Origin of the sequence: Enterobacter cloacae complex sp. 302F9 (genome assembly GCF_050030335.1) — a bacterium.
Classification (GTDB): Bacteria; Pseudomonadota; Gammaproteobacteria; order Enterobacterales; family Enterobacteriaceae; genus Enterobacter; species Enterobacter hormaechei_C.
In genome coordinates this window covers 2583684-2603864 of the sequence record NZ_JBLGUC010000001.1, presented here as the reverse complement: position 1 = coordinate 2603864, position 20181 = coordinate 2583684, and the positions used below count along the sequence as shown (strand labels likewise).

The 20181-nt window shown below is 52.6% G+C and carries 22 protein-coding genes and 1 pseudogene; 13 read left to right on the top strand and 10 right to left on the bottom strand.

Annotation, left to right across the window (positions count from 1 at the left end; genetic code table 11):
- Positions 1-152 precede the first annotated feature (152 nt).
- The 7 genes and pseudogenes from ACQG0T_RS12665 (at position 153) to ACQG0T_RS12635 (ending at position 8034) form a co-directional block, all read left to right on the top strand.
- Positions 153-800 (top strand): YchE family NAAT transporter, encoded by a 648-nt coding sequence (locus tag ACQG0T_RS12665; RefSeq protein WP_017384236.1) that lies wholly within the window; start codon positions 153-155, stop codon positions 798-800.
- A 770-nt stretch (positions 801-1570) separates the two neighbouring features.
- Entirely contained in the window at positions 1571-3202 is a 1632-nt protein-coding gene (oppA, locus tag ACQG0T_RS12660) for an oligopeptide ABC transporter substrate-binding protein OppA (protein ID WP_003856736.1), read from the top strand.
- A gap of 82 nt (positions 3203-3284) precedes the next feature.
- Complete coding sequence (oppB, locus tag ACQG0T_RS12655) at positions 3285-4205, top strand: oligopeptide ABC transporter permease OppB (protein WP_003856738.1); 921 nt, start codon at positions 3285-3287, stop codon at positions 4203-4205.
- A gap of 12 nt (positions 4206-4217) precedes the next feature.
- Positions 4218-5126, top strand: coding sequence for an oligopeptide ABC transporter permease OppC (gene oppC, locus ACQG0T_RS12650; RefSeq protein ID WP_003856740.1), 909 nt, complete (start codon positions 4218-4220; stop codon positions 5124-5126).
- Positions 5127-5137: 11 nt separating this feature from the next.
- The gene (locus tag ACQG0T_RS12645; RefSeq protein ID WP_017384234.1) at positions 5138-6151 is read left to right on the top strand and encodes an ABC transporter ATP-binding protein; all 1014 of its coding nucleotides are present in this window, start codon (positions 5138-5140) and stop codon (positions 6149-6151) included.
- The gene (gene oppF, locus ACQG0T_RS12640; protein WP_003856743.1) at positions 6148-7152 is read left to right on the top strand and encodes a murein tripeptide/oligopeptide ABC transporter ATP-binding protein OppF; all 1005 of its coding nucleotides are present in this window, start codon (positions 6148-6150) and stop codon (positions 7150-7152) included. The genes ACQG0T_RS12645 and oppF overlap by 4 nt, the downstream gene beginning before the upstream one ends.
- 14 nt (positions 7153-7166) lie before the next feature.
- A pseudogene (locus ACQG0T_RS12635) lies at positions 7167-8034 on the top strand (ion transporter).
- A gap of 31 nt (positions 8035-8065) precedes the next feature.
- Here ACQG0T_RS12635 and ACQG0T_RS12630 read toward each other — a convergent pair.
- Complete coding sequence (locus ACQG0T_RS12630; RefSeq protein ID WP_006810881.1) at positions 8066-8395, bottom strand: HI1450 family dsDNA-mimic protein; 330 nt, start codon at positions 8393-8395, stop codon at positions 8066-8068.
- 33 nt (positions 8396-8428) lie between these two features.
- Complete coding sequence (gene cls, locus ACQG0T_RS12625; protein ID WP_003856750.1) at positions 8429-9889, bottom strand: cardiolipin synthase; 1461 nt, start codon at positions 9887-9889, stop codon at positions 8429-8431.
- 143 nt (positions 9890-10032) lie between these two features.
- Between cls and ACQG0T_RS12620 the strand changes: the two genes are divergently transcribed.
- The 4 genes from ACQG0T_RS12620 (at position 10033) to leuE (ending at position 11575) form a co-directional block, all read left to right on the top strand.
- Positions 10033-10206: a YciY family protein gene (locus ACQG0T_RS12620; RefSeq protein ID WP_017384232.1), complete on the top strand. Its 174-nt coding sequence runs from the start codon at positions 10033-10035 to the stop codon at positions 10204-10206.
- 118 nt (positions 10207-10324) lie between these two features.
- Positions 10325-10450, top strand: a complete 126-nt coding sequence (locus ACQG0T_RS12615; RefSeq protein WP_208971014.1) for a KPN_01571 family protein — start codon at positions 10325-10327, stop codon at positions 10448-10450.
- Positions 10451-10461: 11 nt separating this feature from the next.
- Positions 10462-10872 carry an Exc2 family lipoprotein gene (locus ACQG0T_RS12610; protein ID WP_032103377.1) on the top strand — a complete coding sequence of 137 codons (411 nt, stop codon included), beginning with the start codon at positions 10462-10464 and terminating at the stop codon, positions 10870-10872.
- A gap of 67 nt (positions 10873-10939) precedes the next feature.
- Positions 10940-11575 carry a leucine efflux protein LeuE gene (gene leuE, locus ACQG0T_RS12605; protein ID WP_006810877.1) on the top strand — a complete coding sequence of 212 codons (636 nt, stop codon included), beginning with the start codon at positions 10940-10942 and terminating at the stop codon, positions 11573-11575.
- 33 nt (positions 11576-11608) lie between these two features.
- Here leuE and ACQG0T_RS12600 read toward each other — a convergent pair whose 3' ends face one another.
- Complete coding sequence (locus tag ACQG0T_RS12600) at positions 11609-11905, bottom strand: YciI family protein (RefSeq protein ID WP_271040295.1); 297 nt, start codon at positions 11903-11905, stop codon at positions 11609-11611.
- 221 nt (positions 11906-12126) lie between these two features.
- Here ACQG0T_RS12600 and tonB point away from each other — a divergent pair, with 221 nt between their 5' ends.
- On the top strand, positions 12127-12855 hold the full coding sequence (gene tonB / locus ACQG0T_RS12595) for a TonB system transport protein TonB (RefSeq protein ID WP_426723881.1): 729 nt from the start codon (positions 12127-12129) through the stop codon (positions 12853-12855).
- A gap of 37 nt (positions 12856-12892) precedes the next feature.
- Here tonB and yciA read toward each other — a convergent pair whose 3' ends face one another.
- From yciA to ACQG0T_RS12570, 5 genes are all read right to left on the bottom strand, one after another.
- Positions 12893-13288, bottom strand: coding sequence for an acyl-CoA thioester hydrolase YciA (yciA, locus tag ACQG0T_RS12590; RefSeq protein WP_003856759.1), 396 nt, complete (start codon positions 13286-13288; stop codon positions 12893-12895).
- A 97-nt stretch (positions 13289-13385) separates the two neighbouring features.
- Positions 13386-15572 carry a TonB-dependent siderophore receptor gene (locus ACQG0T_RS12585; RefSeq protein WP_032669681.1) on the bottom strand — a complete coding sequence of 729 codons (2187 nt, stop codon included), beginning with the start codon at positions 15570-15572 and terminating at the stop codon, positions 13386-13388.
- A 180-nt stretch (positions 15573-15752) separates the two neighbouring features.
- The gene (locus ACQG0T_RS12580; RefSeq protein ID WP_003856762.1) at positions 15753-16292 is read right to left on the bottom strand and encodes a septation protein A; all 540 of its coding nucleotides are present in this window, start codon (positions 16290-16292) and stop codon (positions 15753-15755) included.
- A gap of 13 nt (positions 16293-16305) precedes the next feature.
- Positions 16306-17049 (bottom strand): YciC family protein, encoded by a 744-nt coding sequence (locus tag ACQG0T_RS12575; protein WP_015570376.1) that lies wholly within the window; start codon positions 17047-17049, stop codon positions 16306-16308.
- Between the two features lie 25 nt (positions 17050-17074).
- Positions 17075-17479 carry a YkgJ family cysteine cluster protein gene (locus tag ACQG0T_RS12570; protein WP_003856766.1) on the bottom strand — a complete coding sequence of 135 codons (405 nt, stop codon included), beginning with the start codon at positions 17477-17479 and terminating at the stop codon, positions 17075-17077.
- 282 nt (positions 17480-17761) lie between these two features.
- On the opposite strand from ACQG0T_RS12570, the gene ompW reads away from it, so the two are divergent.
- A complete protein-coding gene (gene ompW, locus ACQG0T_RS12565; protein WP_017693317.1) occupies positions 17762-18394 on the top strand; it encodes an outer membrane protein OmpW in 633 nt (210 codons plus the stop codon).
- Between the two features lie 286 nt (positions 18395-18680).
- Here the strand turns inward: ompW and yedF are convergent, their stop codons facing one another.
- Positions 18681-18914 carry a sulfurtransferase-like selenium metabolism protein YedF gene (gene yedF, locus ACQG0T_RS12560; RefSeq protein WP_003856774.1) on the bottom strand — a complete coding sequence of 78 codons (234 nt, stop codon included), beginning with the start codon at positions 18912-18914 and terminating at the stop codon, positions 18681-18683.
- Positions 18911-20122, bottom strand: coding sequence for a selenium metabolism membrane protein YedE/FdhT (gene yedE, locus ACQG0T_RS12555; RefSeq protein WP_032103378.1), 1212 nt, complete (start codon positions 20120-20122; stop codon positions 18911-18913). The genes yedF and yedE overlap by 4 nt, the downstream gene beginning before the upstream one ends.
- Between the last annotated feature and the right edge of the window lie 59 nt (positions 20123-20181).

Here is a 20181-nt window from a genome sequence, read left to right as displayed (position 1 = left end):
ATATCATTGATTACACAAATGTTTAACATCATGAATTGATAACGTTTAAGAACAGATTTCTGGTGAAGTATGCGGCTAAAAAGCGTATCTTCAGCGCGGATTTATCATGACATGCAGTTTCTCCCTGGCCATGCTCAATTGCGGAGCTTAATGTGATTCAAACGCTCTTTGATTTCCCTACATATTTCAAGTTTTTTATCGGCTTGTTTGCTCTGGTTAACCCGGTAGGGATCATCCCTGTCTTCATTAGTATGACCAGCTATCAGACGGCTGCGGCACGAAATAAAACCAACCTGACGGCAAACCTGTCGGTGGCGATCATCCTACTTACCTCTCTTTATCTCGGGGACGCCATTCTTCAGGTCTTCGGCATCTCGATTGATTCGTTCCGTATAGCAGGCGGGATCCTGGTGGTGACGATTGCCATGTCGATGATCAGCGGCAAGCTGGGGGAGGATAAACAGAACAAGCAGGAAAAATCAGAGACAGCTATCCGCGAGAGCATCGGGGTCGTGCCACTGGCACTGCCGCTGATGGCGGGCCCGGGGGCGATCAGTTCCACTATTGTCTGGGGAACGCGCTACCACAGCCTGATGCACCTGATTGGCTTTTCCGTCGCTATTGCGCTGTTCGCGCTGTGCTGCTGGGGTGTATTTCGTATGGCGCCATGGCTGGTTCGCTTGCTGGGACAAACGGGCATCAACGTGATTACCCGTATCATGGGTCTGTTGTTAATGGCGTTGGGCATCGAATTTATCGTTACCGGTATTAAAAGTATATTCCCCGGGTTAGTACACTGACTTTCATTTGAAAGAGCGGAGCCAGCGGCTCCGTTTTTTTTACGTGATTATCTGCAAATCATATAAATAAAGTTGAAATAGGCGCCAGTCATAATAAGTTCTACTAATAATCCTCTTCTGTTGTTTTTCAAGGGGTTGTTTATTTTCATTTCCCCTTGCCGCGCATAAATCCCTCAAACCCTCTGTTATTTTACTCACATGATACTCTGGGGCTTGCTGACAGATAACCGAAATGATATTAGTAATTTCGACGCTGACTCAGACGAATGTGCTAAATAATAATCAATTGTTAAATTATCGTGAAAAATCGTTCAGCCAAGCTTTGTCGTCGCGTTTGTAGCAACAAAATTTCTTATCTGTATGAATTAAATCTCTTTTTGTTGATTTCGGCGTAAGCCAGGGTTGGCACCATAGTTATGCCAGCCATCGTAAAAGAGAAATGCTTAACAAATTTGCAAAATGTATTGGCGAGAGATGGCACCATTTGGTACTTTCCGGCCTTATATTTTGCAGCATTAAACAAGTTGATGAGAACTATTTTCATATAGCCCTCACATAAGATATCCAACGCATCTCTCTGACAGGGGAGAGGTGTAAAGAATCGACGCAAGACCGCCGTACGAGCGGTCAGTAATAATGAAGTCGGTGATAGCAAGAAGTAAAAAAAGAACCTGACAGTAGCAAAAAAAACTCCTGCGCTGTACAGGCCCCAACAGGGGATTACACAACTGGCGAAGGCCGGTCATTATAATGAGTGGAGTATCAACACAATGTCCATCATCACAAAAAAAAGTCTGGTAGCGGCGGGGATTTTAACTGCGCTAATCGCGGGCAACGCTGCAATGGCTGCGGACGTTCCTGCTGGTGTTCAGCTGGCTGAGAAGCAAACGCTGGTACGTAATAACGGTGCGGAAGTGCAGTCTCTTGATCCGCACAAAATTGAAGGTGTTCCAGAGTCTAACGTTAACCGCGATCTGTTTGAAGGTCTGCTGGTGACTGACGTAGACGGCCACCCGGCTCCGGGCGTGGCGGAAAAATGGGACAACAAAGATTTTAAAGTCTGGACCTTCCATCTGCGTAAAGATGCGAAATGGTCCGACGGTACGCCGGTTACCGCCGAAGATTTCGTCTATAGCTGGCAGCGTCTGGCGGATCCGAATACCGCCTCCCCGTATGCGAGTTACCTCCAGTATGGCCATATTGCCAATATCGATGACATCATCACGGGTAAAAAGCCAGTTACCGACCTGGGCGTAAAAGCCATCGATGCCAACACCTTTGAAGTGACGTTGAGCGAACCTGTTCCGTACTTCTATAAGCTGCTGGTTCACCCGTCCGTCTCCCCGGTACCAAAATCCGCAGTAGAAAAATTTGGTGAAAAATGGACGCAGCCTGCGAATATCGTGACCAACGGTGCATATAAGCTGAAGGACTGGGTCGTTAACGAACGTATGGTGCTGGAGCGTAACCCGCAGTATTGGGATAATGCGAAGACCGTTATCAATCAGGTCACCTACCTGCCAATCTCTTCTGAAGTGACGGACGTAAACCGCTACCGCAGCGGTGAAATCGACATGACCTATAACAATATGCCGATTGAACTGTTCCAGAAGCTGAAAAAAGAGATCCCGAAAGAAGTTCACGTCGATCCGTATCTGTGCACCTACTATTACGAAATTAACAACCAGAAAGCACCGTTCACCGACGTACGTGTTCGTACCGCACTGAAGCTGGCTCTGGATCGCGACATTATCGTGAATAAAGTGAAGAATCAGGGCGACCTGCCAGCTTACAGCTACACCCCGCCTTACACCGACGGTATGAAGCTGGTTGAACCTGAATGGTTCAAATGGTCCCAGGAAAAACGTAACGAAGAAGCGAAAAAACTGCTGGCTGAAGCTGGCTATACCGCCGACAAGCCGCTGACCTTTAGCCTGTTGTACAACACCTCCGATCTGCATAAAAAGCTGGCTATTGCCGTCGCGTCAATCTGGAAGAAAAACCTCGGCGTGAACGTGAAGCTGGAAAACCAGGAATGGAAAACCTTCCTCGATACGCGCCACCAGGGAACCTTTGACGTGGCACGTGCAGGATGGTGTGCGGACTATAACGAACCGACCTCATTCCTGAACACCATGCTGAGCGACAGTTCGAACAACACCGCACACTATAAGAGCCCGGCGTTTGATAAGCTGATTGGCGAAACCCTGAAGGTGGCAGATGACGCCCAGCGCGCCGATCTGTACGCAAAATCAGAACAACAGCTCGATAAAGACTCTGCGATCGTTCCGGTTTACTACTACGTTAACGCCCGCCTGGTGAAACCATGGGTAGGGGGTTATACCGGTAAAGACCCGTTGGATAATATTTCCGTTAAGAATCTTTATATTATCAAGCATTAATGGCAATACGTGGGGCGAGCGAGCTTGCCCCACTGTGTCTATTTTGTAACATTCATCAGGCACACGCCAGAAGGTACGGGCAATGTTGAAATTTATCCTGCGTCGCTGTCTTGAAGCGATTCCAACGTTATTTATTCTAATTACAATTTCCTTCTTCATGATGCGTCTTGCACCGGGCAGTCCTTTTACCGGTGAACGCACGCTTCCGCCAGAAGTTATGGCCAACATCGAAGCGAAATACCATTTAAACGATCCTATCACCACGCAGTACTTCAACTATCTGAAGCAGCTTGCACACGGTGATTTTGGTCCGTCATTTAAATATAAAGACTATTCCGTTAACGACCTGGTGGCGTCCAGCTTCCCGGTATCGGCTAAATTAGGGGCTGCTGCATTTATCCTGGCCGTTGTTCTCGGTGTCACTGCGGGCGTTATCGCTGCGCTAAAACAAAATACCCGATGGGATTACGCCGTAATGGGGGTCGCAATGACCGGTGTGGTTATCCCCAGCTTCGTTGTCGCGCCGTTGCTGGTCATGATATTCGCCATAACCCTGAAATGGCTTCCCGGGGGCGGCTGGAACGGCGGGGCGCTGAAGTTCATGATATTGCCGATGGTGGCATTATCTCTGGCCTACATCGCCAGCATCGCCCGTATTACCCGCGGTTCAATGATTGAAGTCCTGCACTCGAACTTCATCCGTACCGCCCGTGCGAAAGGGCTGCCGATGCGCCGGATTATTTTCCGTCATGCCCTCAAGCCTGCACTGTTACCGGTACTCTCCTATATGGGTCCGGCTTTTGTCGGCATTATCACGGGTTCAATGGTGATTGAAACCATTTATGGCCTGCCGGGCATCGGGCAGCTGTTTGTTAACGGGGCGCTTAACCGTGACTATTCGCTGGTGCTAAGCCTGACGATCCTCGTGGGCGCGCTGACCATTCTGTTTAATGCCGTTGTCGATGTGCTGTATGCCGTTATCGACCCGAAAATCCGTTACTAACTGGAGCACGCCATGATGTTGAGTAAGAAAAACAGCGAGGCGCTGGAAAACTTCAGTGAAAAGCTGGAGGTCGAAGGTCGTAGCCTTTGGCAGGACGCCCGCCGTCGTTTTATGCATAACCGTGCCGCCGTTGCCAGCCTAGTCGTGCTGGTGCTTATCGCGCTGTTCGTAACCCTGGCACCAATGCTCTCTCAGTTCACCTATTTCGATACGGATTGGGGCATGATGTCCAGCGCGCCGGATATGGAATCCGGGCACTATTTCGGCACCGACTCCTCCGGGCGTGATTTGCTGGTGCGTGTGGCGATTGGCGGCCGTATCTCCCTGATGGTTGGCATCGCGGCGGCGCTGGTGGCGGTGATCGTCGGCACGCTTTACGGCTCGCTTTCCGGTTACCTCGGCGGGAAAGTGGACTCCGTGATGATGCGTCTGCTAGAAATCCTGAACTCCTTCCCGTTCATGTTCTTCGTCATTCTGCTGGTGACCTTCTTTGGTCAAAATATCCTGCTAATCTTCGTGGCGATCGGGATGGTGTCCTGGCTGGATATGGCGCGTATTGTGCGCGGCCAGACGCTGAGCCTCAAACGTAAGGAGTTTATCGAAGCCGCACAGGTTGGCGGCGTTTCTACCGCCAATATTGTGGTGCGTCATATCGTTCCTAACGTGCTGGGCGTGGTGGTGGTGTACGCCTCCCTGCTGGTGCCAAGTATGATCCTGTTTGAATCTTTCCTGAGCTTCCTGGGATTAGGTACGCAGGAGCCGTTGAGTAGCTGGGGCGCTCTGTTAAGTGATGGCGCAAACTCCATGGAAGTGTCACCGTGGTTACTGCTGTATCCGGCGGGCTTCCTGGTCGTCACCCTGTTCTGTTTCAACTTTATCGGCGATGGCCTGCGTGATGCCCTCGACCCGAAAGACCGTTAAGGAGCGCCGTCATGACCATTATTGAAACGGCAACCGCGCCACAGGCGCAACAGCGGACCAGCGCACTGCTGGACGTTAAAGACCTCCGCGTGACGTTTAAAACCCCCGACGGTGATGTTACTGCCGTTAACGATCTCAACTTCGACCTGCGTGCCGGTGAAACGCTGGGCATTGTGGGCGAATCCGGTTCCGGTAAATCCCAGACCGCATTCGCGCTGATGGGCCTGCTGGCGTCAAACGGCGTGATCGGCGGTTCGGCGACGTTTAACGGGAAAGAGATCCTGAATTTGCCGGAACATGAGCTGAACAAGCTGCGCGCCGAGCAGATTTCAATGATTTTCCAGGATCCGATGACGTCCCTGAACCCCTATATGCGGGTGGGTGAACAGCTGATGGAAGTGCTGATGCTCCACAAGGGGCTGGGTAAAGCCGAAGCGTTTGAAGAGTCCGTCAAAATGCTGGATGCGGTGAAAATGCCTGAAGCACGCAAGCGCATGCGCATGTATCCGCACGAGTTCTCCGGCGGTATGCGCCAGCGCGTTATGATCGCGATGGCATTGCTTTGCCGGCCAAAACTGCTGATCGCTGATGAACCAACCACCGCCCTGGACGTGACCGTTCAGGCGCAGATCATGACGTTGCTGAACGAGCTGAAGCGCGAGTTCAACACCGCCATCATTATGATCACCCACGATTTAGGCGTCGTTGCCGGGATCTGCGACAAAGTGTTGGTCATGTATGCAGGCCGCACGATGGAATACGGTAATGCTCGCGATGTGTTCTACCAGCCAGCCCATCCGTACTCTATCGGGCTGCTGAATGCCGTTCCGCGTCTTGATGCGGAAGGGGAGTCGCTGCTGACTATCCCGGGCAACCCGCCAAACCTGCTGCGTCTGCCAAAAGGCTGCCCGTTCCAGCCGCGTTGTCCGCATGCGATGGAAATCTGTAACAGCGCACCGCCGCTGGAAGCGTTTGCCCCAGGCCGTCTGCGCGCCTGCTTTAAGCCGCTGGAGGAGCTGGTATGAACGCGATCGACGAAAAAAGAAATGTGCTGCTCGAAATCGCTGACCTGAAGGTCCATTTCGATATCAAAGACGGTAAACAGTGGTTCTGGCAGCCTGCCAAAACCCTGAAAGCGGTGGATGGCGTCACGCTACGCCTGTACGAAGGCGAGACCCTGGGCGTGGTAGGCGAATCCGGCTGCGGCAAATCGACGTTTGCGCGTGCGATCATCGGCCTGGTGAAGGCCACCGACGGGAAAGTGGCCTGGCTTGGCAAAGATCTGCTGGGGATGAAGCCGGATGAATGGCGCGACGTGCGCAGCGACATCCAGATGATTTTCCAGGATCCGCTGGCGTCCCTGAACCCGCGTATGACTATTGGCGAAATCATTGCTGAGCCGCTGCGCACCTATCATCCGAAGATGCCGCGCCAGGAAGTTCGCGATCGGGTGAAAGCGATGATGCTGAAGGTGGGTCTGCTGCCTAACCTCATCAACCGCTACCCACACGAGTTTTCCGGCGGTCAGTGCCAGCGTATCGGTATCGCACGCGCGTTGATCCTTGAACCAAAACTGATTATCTGTGATGAGCCGGTTTCGGCGCTGGACGTTTCCATCCAGGCCCAGGTGGTTAACCTGCTACAGAAACTGCAACGGGAAATGGGGCTGTCGCTGATCTTCATCGCCCACGATCTGGCGGTGGTAAAACACATTTCGGACCGTGTGCTGGTCATGTATCTGGGCCACGCCGTGGAGCTGGGCACGTATGATGAGGTGTACCACAATCCTCTGCACCCTTATACCAAAGCGCTGATGTCTGCGGTTCCCGTTCCGGACCCCGATCTGGAAAAAAATAAAACCATTCAGCTTCTGGAAGGTGAACTGCCTTCGCCAATCAACCCGCCTTCAGGCTGCGTATTCCGTACTCGATGCCCAATAGCCGGGCCGGAATGTGCAAAAACACGGCCAGTTCTGGAGGGCAGTTTCCGACATGCGGTTTCCTGCCTGAAAGTAGACCCGTTATAATCGCAAGGGCTGACATGATGTCAGCCCTTATTTTTCGAGGTTAATGTGTCGCGATTATTCACGTCGGCCCGTCAGCGGCTGTATCACCTTTTATTTGATCCTGAAACGGTTTCCGGTCGCCGCTTCGAAGGTCTGTGTGGTTTATTTGCGCTGATTAGCGTCATTATTATCTTTATCGAATCCGGCGCCGGAACGCAGTACCACATGACGTATGAGGAGTGGCACGTTTTCGTCTGGCTGGAATTGATTGTCACGCTGGTGTTTACCGCGGAATATGTGCTGAGAGTCATTAGCTGGCCAAATCCGGCGAAATACGTTTTCAGCTTCTGGGGATTTATTGATTTAGCCACCATCCTGCCGCTGTATGTCATGTGGCTGTGGCCTGAGATCAGCCTGAATTATGTGTTTGCCTGGCGCGCAATGCGGGCGATTCGTGTGTTACGAATTCTCAAACTGCTGCGCTTTATGCCGTCGCTGCGGGTTTTTTGGGTCGCCATTGTCAGCGCCCGCCACCAGCTGATTCTCTTCTATTCGTTTATTGCTATCGTGATGATCGTTTTTGGCTCCCTGATGTATTTAATCGAAGGGCCGAAATACGGGTTTACCACGCTTAATGCGTCTGTTTACTGGGCTATCGTCACGGTGACCACCGTGGGCTATGGCGATATTACCCCGCATACGCCGCTCGGACGTATTGTGGCATCGGTTCTTATCCTGATCGGCTATTCGGTGATAGCGATTCCGACGGGGCTAATTACCACCCATATGAGCAGCGCCTTCCAGAACAGCAAGCAGCAACGCAAATGTCCGAATTGTCAGCAGGGGAATCATGAACCCGGCGCGCGGTTTTGTCACCGCTGTGGAAATGCCTTACCGGATTAAATAAAAAAGGCTGCGCGGGCAGCCTTTTTTATTATTCGCGCCAGAGAATATGGCACAGTTTGTGATCTTTCTCGCGGCACAGCAGGACGCGGGCAAAGATGTCGTTAATTTCTCCGCCGTCTTCATCTGCCAGGCCAATCACCACCTCGGCGAAGAAGTCCGGGTTGAGATCAAAATCGACGTGTTCGGCCCAGTCTTCAGACGGATCGAACAGCTCAGCACCGCCACGCTCTTCGAATTGCAGGTTGAAAAGAATGACGTCAGCAGGGTCGAGATTATCGACCGCCAGCTCGAGAAAAATATCGTAGGCCTGTTCGAGCGTTTCGTCTTCGGTCAGGCGATTGTTCAGATCCATTTCCATGATGACTACCTGTTAAACATCGTTGGGCACGTTTTACAGCAACGGACTAAAGAAGTAAAACAGTCGTTCGGCAATTCGCTGCCAGAGCGGACGTTTCGCCCACAGTCTGGCGTCCAGCAGGCGTGAGCGGGAGATATAATCGTCCTGAACCGCTGCCAGATCGCCACCGAACCCGGCGTCATCAATGACCAGCGTAATTTCAAAATTCAGCCACAGACTGCGCATATCGAGGTTGACGGTACCCACCAGGCTCAGCTCTCCGTCCACCAGCACACTCTTGGTGTGTAACAGCCCGCCTTCGAACTGATAAATTTTAACGCCTGCGGCCAGCAGCTCACTAAAGAACGCGCGGCTTGCCCACCCGACCAGCAGCGAATCGTTCTTGCGCGGCATAATAATGCTCACATCCACTCCGCGCTGTGCCGCTGTACAGATGGCATGCAGAAGGTCGTCGCTGGGAACGAAATAGGGCGTGGTCATGATCAGATATTCCCGCGCGGAGTAGGCGGCGGTAAGCAGTGCCTGATGGATCAGATCTTCCGGGAAGCCAGGACCGGAGGCGATAGTGTGGATAGTGTGCCCGCTGGCTTCCTCAAACGGCATGATATTGCCATCCGGCGGCGGGGGAAGAATGCGTTTCCCGGTTTCAATTTCCCAGTCGCAGGAGTAGACGATGCCCATTGAGGTCGCGATCGGTCCCTCCATCCGCGCCATCAGATCGATCCATTGCCCCACGCCGGAATCCTGCTTGAAGAAGCGGGGGTCAACCATGTTCATGCTGCCGGTGTAGGCGATATAGTTATCGATCAGAACCATTTTCCGGTGCTGGCGGAGATCCATGCGGCGCAGAAAGACGCGGAAAAGATTCACTTTCAGCGCCTCGACCACCTCGATACCGGCGTTGCGCATCATGCCTGCCCACGGGCTACGGAAAAAGGCCACGCTGCCGGCGGAGTCCAGCATCAGGCGGCAGTGGATACCGCGACGTGCAGCGGCCATTAGCGATTCGGCGACCTGGTCCGCCATGCCGCCCGGCTGCCAGATATAAAACACCATCTCGATATTATGCCGGGCGAGCTGGATATCACGGATCAGCGCCTGCATCACATCATCAGAAGAGGTCATCAGTTGCAGCTGATTGCCTTTTACCCCAGCAATCCCCTGGCGGCGTTCGCACAGCTTGAACAGAGATGCGGCCACGCTACTGTTCTCTTCAGCGAAGATATGCTTGCAGGCTTTAAGGTCGGCAAGCCATTTCGCCGTGGAGGGCCACATGGCGCGGGCGCGTTCGGCGCGGCGTTTACCCAGATGAAGTTCACCGAAAGAGAGATAGGCGATGATGCCCACCAGCGGCAGAATGTAGATAATCAGAAGCCAGGCCATGGCGGAAGGTACCGCTCTGCGTTTCATCAGAATGCGCAACGTCACCCCGGCAATTAACAGCCAGTATCCTAAAATGACCAGCCAACTCACCACGGTGTAGAAGGTTGTCATAAATAAAAAATCCTTTTGAAAGCGTATTGTTATGAGTTTACGCATCAGGATTCATCTGGCAAATAAAAACGGCAGATAAAAGCGCTGGTTTGCCGCCTGCTTAGGCATATAATGGCATCTCTGTTAGAGAAAGAGTTGTAGACATGAAGCGCAGTAGAACTGAAGTTGGGCGCTGGCGCATGTTGCGACAGGTGAGTCGTCGTAAGGCTCGTTGGCTGGAAGCACAATCCCGCCGCAATATGCGTATCCACGCCATCAGAAAATGTGGCCTGAACAGACACCGTAACGCGCTGTTGTTCGCGGTCCAGGACATCTGAAAAGCATGAAGGGCACCGTAAAGGTGCCCATTAAATATCCAGGCTATCAATTTTTGCAGTCTATTCCCATCTGCTTTCCGCGATATACTAAGTCCCCATAACGTCATGATATTAAAAGATGAATCCTTATCTCTGGATTTTTATTGTACTTTTGGCGCTGGATGCGCTCAGGGAAGATTTAGGACTTTCGTCATTTTCCTCATTGGCAGATTATGTTTTCGCATGGGGAATACATTTTTATTAAAGGAAAAAAGGATGAACGGAAAAGTAATGGCAGCACTCTTTGGGATTGCGATATTAAGCGGTTGTGCCAGCAGCAAAACCTCACCCGAACGGCACGCGTTTTATTTCGTGTCGCATCAGTCCAGCTTTACTGGCGGCAATTACACCTCCAGCGTGCAGAAAAATTATCAGCTGAACGTGGCGCAGTTCCGCGAGCTTTATGCCCGGGGCAAAGCTGACCGCGCGGAAGGGCGGACTGAGGCTGAAGCCAGTGTATACGCGCAAAGCATTCGCGATCAGCTAAAAGAAAATGCGAAGTCGCAGGAATTGTTCGCAGGCAACGCGAAGGATAAATGGTCTTCGGACATGGACAGTAAAGACGCCCTATTATTTGGTAACGAACTGGCCGCGACTTATCTTGATGGCTATAACGGCGTACAATAGCGCAACTGATTCAGGGGATACCGTAATTACCGGTATCCCCGCTGTTTTTGAGCGAAAGGAGTGAGACGTGTTTGCGGAGTTTGGTGTACTGAATTTCTGGACCTATGTTGTCGGCGCATTTTTTATCGTGCTGGTTCCAGGACCGAACACCTTGTTTGTGCTGAAAACAGGGATTGGCCACGGCGTTAAGAAAGGCTATCTGGCAGCCACCGGTGTGTTTATTGGTGATGCCGTGCTGATGTTTCTGGCCTGGGCGGGCGTCGCCGCGTTGATCCAGACCACTCCGGTTTTATTTAATATTGTCCGCTATCTGGGCGCGTTTTATCTGCTGTGGCTGGGCGGAAAAATGCTCTGGTCCGTTATGACGCGTCAAAAAAATGCGCACGAAAGTAGCGCCGAACCGGCAAGCGCTATCCTTAAGCGTTCGCTGGTGCTGAGCCTGACGAACCCGAAAGCGATTCTCTTTTACGTGTCGTTCTTCGTGCAGTTCATTGATGTCAATGCGAAGAATACCGGCACGTCGTTCCTGATCCTCGCCACAACGCTTGAGCTGATCAGCTTCATGTACATGAGCTTCCTGATTTTCTCAGGCGCGTTTGTCACGCGTTACCTCAAAACCAAAAAGAAACTGGCGAAGCTGGGGAACGGGCTGATAGGTCTGCTGTTTGTCGGATTTGCGGCGAGGCTGGCGTCGCTGCACTGAATGAAGAAAAGGCTCCCGAGGGAGCCTTTCGTTTCAGAATACTTTTTTATACGGACGAACCGTGACTTTCTCGTACACGCCGGCTGCGACGTACGGGTCTGCTTCTGCCCAGGCCTGCGCGGCTTCCAGAGATTCAAACTCGGCAATCACCGTGGAGCCGGTAAAACCCGCCGCGCCCGGATCGTTGCTGTCAACGGCAGGCATCGGGCCTGCGGTCAGCAACCGACCTTCATCCTGTAGCAACTGTAAACGCGCCAGATGAGCAGGGCGAACGGAAAGACGTTTTTCCAGAGAATCAGGTACATCTTCAGCGTAAATCACGTAAAACACGGCAAAGCTCCTTAACCGGTAAAAGTGACAATTACGTTATGTGAAAGCACAAATGACTGCAATGTAAAGATAATAACAATGTTAAAACCCTGATCTGGATGCCCCTTTTTTGCCCTCATGTACGCTTAAATTGCGCCAGGACAAAGTGTCTTATTGAATATGATTGCTATTTGCATTTAAAATCGAGGTTCGGTTTTTTAACGTTGATGATTATGACTTCGATGACCCTTGATTTACCTCGCCGCTTTCCATGGCCGACGCTGCTTTCCGTCGTTATTCACGGTGCTGTCGTGGCGGGTCTGCTCTATACCTCGGTTCATCAGGTTATTGAAATGCCGGCGCCAGCGCAGCCAATTTCTGTGACCATGGTATCGCCTGCGGATCTTGAGCCGCCGCAGGTTGCGCCGCCGCCGCCACAGCCCGTTGTTGAACCCGAGCCGGAGCCAGAGCCAGAGCCGGTTCCTGAACCGCCGAAAGAAGCGCCGGTAGTGATCCATAAGCCGGAGCCGAAACCTAAGCCGAAGCCAAAACCCAAGCCGGTCAAAAAGGTGGAAGAGCGTCCGAAACGCGAAGTGCGTCCGGTTGAGCCACGCGCCACGCAGCCGGTTGAAAATGCCGCCCCGTCACGTCCGCTGATGAATAACACCACGACCGCGACAAAACCGACGGTAACGGCGCCCGCGGGCCCGCGCGCGCTGAGCCGTAACCAGCCGCAGTACCCGGCACGTGCCCAGGCGTTACGTATTGAAGGGCGTGTACGGGTGAAATTCGACGTTACGGCCGATGGACGTGTCGATAACGTGGAAATCCTGTCCGCACAGCCGGGGAATATGTTTGAACGCGAAGTTAAATCGGCCATGCGCAGGTGGCGCTATGAAGCCGGTAAACCCGGCAATGGGTTGATTGTGAACATTGTCTTCCGCCTGAACGGCGGGGCACAGATGGAATAAAAGAAGCCTCCGCAAGGAGGCTTTTTTTACCTGAGGATCAGCTCCGTGGGAGCTGGCGGGGCTTACCGTCGCTATCCACCGCCACATAGATGAATAATGCCTCCGTCGCCTTATAGCGCTGACCAATCGGCTCAGAAGAGACTTTTTTCACCCATACTTCAATGTTGATGGAGACAGACGTATTGCCGCGTTTTACGCAGCGTGCGTAACAGCACACCACGTCCCCCACCGCGACAGGGCGCAGGAAGGTCATGCCATCGACCCGGACTGTCACCACGCGCCCGTGTGCAATCTCTTTTGCCAGGATTGCACCGCCCATATCCATCTGCGACATCAACCAGCCACCAAAAATATCGCCATTGGCATTCGTATCCGCAGGCATTGCCAGTGTGCGTAAAACCAGTTCGCCCTGTGGGGCGTCATTTGTTGTCATTGTTTTAAACTCGTAACTGAAGACTTCAGGCGGGATGCTACTATGATTTCTGGCTGGAGAGAATAGGGTTAGCGCCCGCAGAGCAGGCGCCAGAGGGTCAGAAGGACAGAGTCACGCCGGCGTAATACGCACGGCCTGGTTCGTTATAGGTCGATGCACCGTCATTTTCTCGATAAATCTGCTTATCAAAGAGGTTGCTGATCCCGGCATTCAGTCGGAGATCTTTTGTCAGTTGATAGTTACTACCGATCCCAACGATGGAATAGGCGCCAATCTCTTTATCTGACATCGCATTCTGCTCTTTGCGGATTTCAGCATTTTCTCTTGGCTTCTGGCGGCCATACATCGTCCAGCTAAGGTTCGCTGAAAGTTTGCTGTTAACCTGCCAGTCGAGCATCGTGTTGACGGTATATTTTGGGATAATCGACAGAGGGTTGCCGGTGTCCTTACTTTCAGACTGAATCATATACGTCGCATTGGTGCGCCAGGTTAGCGTGTCGCGGATAACCGGGACGGTGAGGTTGCCTTCCAGCCCCTCAACAACAGCCTTTCCTCCGTTCTGCCACTGAAGGATATTTGCGCCGCTGCTTGTCTGGCCCAGCACGTCCGTTCCTGAAACAATCTTGTTTTTGTAATCGTTGCGGAACCAGGTTATGCCAGCCTCGTAGCCTTCCAGCGCAAAGGCCAGGCCAATCTCTTTGTTCACGCTGATTTCAGGATCCAGATCCGGATTACCTAACAGGTAACAGCTTCCTTCGGAAACGTTGTTCGGGCAGCCATTGCCGCGGGTGGAAAGCAGATAGCCTTCGCTGGATTGATACAGGTTTGGCGCTTTAAATACCCGAGCGATACCCGCTTTAACCTTGAACATGTCACCCAAATCCTGAGAGAGGTTCAGGCTAGGACTCCAGTTGCTGCCAAACTGATTGTGATAATCAAAGCGGAGCCCTGGGATCAGGTTGGTGCCCTGGCGCGCTTCAATATTGTCCTCAAGATAGATGCCAGTGAGGTCAGCGCTGTTTTTGCTGTTGCGCTCAGAAGCCGTACCGGGAACGCCGTTAATCACTTCTCCCGACACATTTGTCGCCTGCATTGAGGCCGGATCGTTCAGTTCATCACGGTTCCATTCTGCACCCACGGTTAGCGTCTGTTCGACCAGCCAGAAGAAAGGAATGTTCAGTTCACCCGTTGAACGGTATGACTCCAGCCGGCTGGTATCGTATTTATCGCTATTGATCATCCCCTCAACTTTGCCCGTAGAGCCTTCTTCCAGGCGGGTGTTGTTGGTCTTTTCATAATAAACACCGAACTTAGACTGACCCCAGTCCCAGATGCCGTTGTGCGTAATGCCATAGGACTGGCGGTACATTCGGTTCGTTTCGTGTCCATACAGGGACGACACCAGACCGTCAGGGCTGACGTTGCTGTTGCTGTATTGAGTATCACCCGCGTAGATATTGCCCTGGCGGCTGTAGCTGTAGTCGAAATCGATAATCTGCTGTGGCGTGAGTTTCCAGGAGAGCAGGGCATTAATGTCCTTGTTGCGCACGCCTTCACGTCCGGCGGCGTAAGAGCCGTTTTGCGCGGTGTTGATGTCCTGAGCATCTGCGTCAGTTTTGTTGATATTCCCGTACAGGCGCATCGTTAACGCATCGCCCGCAAGGGGGCCGCTCAGATCAAAATTAGCGCGTTTCGTCGCTCCCTCTTTATCATTTTCAGGCTGGTTAGTGTACAGGGAGAGCGAGCCGTGCCAGTCGTTAGTCGGGCGTTTGGTAATGATGTTGACGACGCCGCCGGCCGCCCCCGAACCATAGCGGGCGGCAGCAGGTCCCCGGAGCACTTCAATGCGCTCAACCATCTCTGGCGGAACCCAGTTGGTATCCCCGCGGGTGTCGCGCTCCCCGCGCCAGCTGTAGCGCACCGAGTTACGTGACGTCACCGGCACACCGTCAATCAGAATCAGCGTGTTCTCCGGCCCCATACCGCGGATGTCGATCTGGCGGTTGTTACCGCGGCTGCCTGTCGCGCTGTTTCCGGTGAGGTTAACCCCGGGCATTTTGCGAATAATTTCAGAAAGATCGTTAACCGGTGGATCCTTTTCTATGTCCTTTGCCGTGATGATGGAAACCCCCGGCTGTTGCTTCAGCGCCTCTTCAGCGGTGGCCTGAACAACCATTGTTTCACCATCGGCGAGAGGATCTTCCGCTGCGTGTGCGCTCTGGTATAACGTTGAAAGAATGGCGAGCGTAAGTGTAGCCGGGGCAAATCTTATTATGTTATTCATCAACTCATTTCCATTTGTTAAAAATGCGATGACGAATATTAATGATAGTCATTCTCATTACAATAAAGTGGCAGCAATCTCCATAAAATCTTCATGATTCAGACATTTTCGCAGGGAGGATGTAGAGAAAAGAGAAGGCGGGAAAAGAGGCCAGACCGCGTGGCGATCTGGCCAGAAGGATCAGTGCTTGTCATCCTGCGGCATGTGGCGATAAATATAAACGCCGCTGAGCAGGGTGAAGATAAGAGTCAGCGCCGTCAGGCCAAACACCTTGAAGTTGACCCAGATATTCTGCGGCAGCCAGAATGCGATATAGATATTCGCCAGACCACACAGAATAAAAAATAGTGCCCAGGCGATATTCAGACGCCCCCACACAGCCTGCGGCAGGGTCAGTTCTTTCCCCAGCATGCGCTGGATCAGCGGCTTCTTCATCACCCACTGGCTGATGAGGAGTGCGCCCGCAAACAGGCCGTAAATCACCGTGACCTTCCATTTGATAAATTCATCATTGTGGAAGAACAACGTCAGACCACCAAACACCGCCACCATCAGGAAGGTGATGAGCGCCATCTTTTCAACTTTGCGATAGCGAACCCAGCTGTAAATCAGCACCACAGCCGTTGCCACAATCAGCGCCAGCGTGCCGGCATAAATGTCGTACAGCTTATAAAAAGCGAAAAATACGATCAGCGGTAAAAAATCAAGAAACTGCTTCATTCTGCGATCCCAGTTACTGACGAATTAACATGTACAGGCGGAACAAATAGACCAGCAGCACGGCTGAAATCAGATTGCTCAGCGTATTGGCGACAACCGCTCCGACGTTTGGCGTTAACACCGCAAAATTCGGCGCAAACAGCAACAGCAGAGTTTTGGCCAGCAGCCAGCTGATAACGGCCGGGGCGACCAGTCGCATATTGGCCCATGCGAGCCTGATGCTGCTGCGCATGGCGGTGAAAATGCCCATTTTGTCCTGCACAACCATTACTGGCGCGAATGAAAGCACGATAGCCAGCAGCACGCCCGGAACGACAACCAACATTATCCCCATCTGGACCAGCAGCGTGGTCAGGAAGATGAGGATAAACAGTTTTGGCAGCACCGGAGCGCTGGCCCCGATTGCACGTAACGCGCTGACGCGTTGGCCGGCAGACACCAGCTGGATCATCAGCAACACGCCACCCGCCAGAATGGCGTTGCCAATCAGGCCCGAGAAGGTAGATGCCGCAGATGCGCGCAGTAAGATTTGCTGTTGCTCTGGCGTCATATTCTGCACAAGGTCAAACAACCCTGCGCTGCCTGCAAGATTTTCCCCCTGGCTCAGCGTGGCAATCTGTTCATCACTGGGTGAGAACGCATGACCCAGCACCACCGTAATAAAGGCGCACAACAACGCGATCAGCAAAAAGGTAATGAACTGATTGCGGAAAAAATTTCCCGTGTCACGGTAGACAGACTTCGCCGTGATAGACATGCACTCTCCTTGAGTATTGCAGGTGTTAATTAGCCGGCAATTGTACACCGGATAACACGCTGGTGGCAGCATCAAGGCTTGTATGGAAAAGCATATCTTTGTAAAGCGGCGGTAATCCATAGCGGGCGCGGGCGCGATTGCATGCCTCATTGACCTGCCCATCCTCTCCTGACATCGCGAAAGTGCGACACGGGCTGGGGCGATCCGCGTAAATGGAACAGCGGGTGGATACCCCAGGTTCACCTTCCAGTGCCACACAGCGGCTCTGTTTTTGGTTGGTGCCGCGCATACAGCGCAGAAAAGGGGTCAAGGGTTCAGTGAGATCAACCGGAACGGTGCCGCCGCCATCGCTGGCTTCAGCCCAGTAAAAAGAGACTCGAAAATACGCACAACAGGCTCCGCACGTCATGCACGGGTTATGATCACTCATGGCACACCTGCAAAAGTAGAACGCATCAAATCACATTGTGAGAGCGATAAATTATCCAGCCGCTACAGGAAGCGCAAGAGAGGGAAAACAGAAAATTTTGTAACCATGAAATGCCAAAAATTGACGCGGTAACAACTTATTGCTTTATGAGGCGTCACCAAAAATTAACCTAGATCAATGAATGTTAACTTACTGGTTTTAATGTGATCTGTGTTAGATCACTTATTACTCATATGTGAGTATATTCTCCTCCGCAATTAAAACCACAACGATGGAGCGGATATGAAAAAATTAGCGGTGGCAGCCCTTATCTTAAGCAGTCTCTCTGGCGGCGCGTACGCGCATGAAGCAGGCGAATTCTTTATTCGTGCCGGTTCGGCAACGGTGCGTCCAACGGAAGGGTCCGATAATGTACTGGGTATGGGCGGGTTTAACGTCAGCAATAACACCCAGTTAGGCCTGACGTTCACGTATATGGCAACGGATAACGTTGGCGTCGAGCTTTTAGCCGCCACGCCATTCCGTCACCGCGTCGGTTTAGGACCGACCGGGGACATTGCCACGGTGCACCATTTACCACCAACGCTGATGGCGCAGTGGTACTTCGGCGATTCCAGCAGCAAGGTGCGCCCATATATTGGTGCAGGCGTTAACTACACCACCTTCTTTGATGAGAAATTTAACGATACCGGTAAAGAGGCCGGGCTCTCCGATCTCAGCCTGAAAGACTCGTGGGGCATGGCGGGGCAGGTTGGTCTGGATTATCTGATTAACCGTGACTGGCTGATCAACGCCTCGGTCTGGTATATGGACATTGATACGGACGTGCGCTTTAAAGCGGGCGGCCAGCAGCAAAGTATCAATACCCGTCTGGATCCGTGGGTATTTATGTTCTCAGCCGGCTATCGTTTCTGACAGAAGATATATCCCCTGCCAGTCGGTGATTGCTGTATGGTGGTTGTTCCACACACCTGGCTGGAGGGGATATCCCCAACATCAAATTTGAGTGTCCGGTTTGTGCAGGTAAACAGTTTCAGTTCACGACGTTCAGCCCAGCACATAGCCTACCTCACGGTGCTATCTGTTCCGTTTGCGGAACACGTCTCACCATTCATTCATGCCTGCCGAAGCTCAGACGACGGCGATGGCCAAAGCCAGTAAACTAGAAAAGGCCTCAGAGAGGCCTTTTTCGATCGTGAAATCACTTCTGAATTAAATAACGAATGGTTGGTCCGTCCTGCTGGATATCCAGCACGGTATAGCCGTGATTTTTGGCATCAAGCGGAATGTTATTGATCGACTGGGGGCAATCGCTCACCACTTCCAGAATTTCGCCTTTCTTTAACTGCGGTAGCGCTTCAAGCGTGGCGACGGCCGGGTAAGGACAAGGTTCACCCACCATATCGAGACGATAATCAGGCACGATCTCTTTCATGCGGCATTCTCCTGAGTTTCAGTTTTGGCGGTGGCGCGTCGGAAAAAGCGCTTCTCTTGTGCAACAACCAGTAAGAAGGCGATGAGCAGCAGGGCGTAGGTCACCAGGAGTCCCCCGAGTGGACCAAAGGTTTTCAGCAGGTTGACCTTGTCCCAGTTTGTTGCCAGTACCGGCGAGACGTCATCCCAGTAGTAGGCCAGAATTGTAGAGCCAATCACGTTACCCAGACCCACCCACCAGTAATGCACCTGGCCTTCCACGGCGCGATACATCCAGCCGGTTTCACACCCGCCCGCCAGCACAATGCCAAAACCAAACAGCAGTCCGCCAATGACGGCATTTGGGCCCGCCCACATGATTTTCGGCTCCACGCCGAGCTGAACATAGCTGAAGATGCCAATTGCGCTCACGGCCATACCAGCAATGATCGCCTTCGCCATCATGGTGCGTCCGGTGATCCACATATCGCGAAATGCGGAGGTAAAGCAGATCTGTGCACGTTCAATCAGCAAACCAAAGCCGACGCCGAACAGCATGGCCAGGCCGAGTTTGGGCTGATTCATTGCCGTGCAAATCGCCCAGGCAACCATGGCAAAAAAGACCAGCATACCGAGGCGGAAGCGACGACGCGCCTGATCGGGTTTTTGCGTTAACGGAGAGGCAGCGCTAACTTTCGTCATTTTCACCGGAATGCGGAACAGCGGCAGCAGGGTGAATTTAGCACCGAAGTAGGAGCCGATGGCGGTGGCGGCGGCAAAGAACCAGGCATGCAGCGAGAACTGCGGAATACCGGTAAAGAACGCGGCCAGATTACAGCCCATCGCCAGGCGGGCGCCAAACCCGGCAATGATGCCGCCGACCACGGCCTGCATAATGCGGATGCGGCTTTTCGGCATGCGCAACTTAACGTTGTTGGCCCACAGCGCGGCCGCAAAACAGCCGCCGAACATGCCAATGATCATCATCCCGTCGATGCGGGTCAGCGGTGTGCCCTCAAGATGGATCAGTTTGAAGTAGCCCCACTCTTCGGCATGGACGCCTGCCAGCTGTAATAGCTGCCCACCCCAGCGGGTAAACTCGCCCGTAACAGCCCAGAAGGTGCCGGTAATACCGAAATAATAAGTAGAGAGAATGCCTGCCGCGATAACGGCCGGAACAGGTGACCAGAACTTAACCAGGTAAGTCTGTTTGAAGGAATGCCATGACATGAATAACCTCTGAACTCAGAAGGGTAACGCTAAAAAGAGCCCAGATCATACGCTTACGC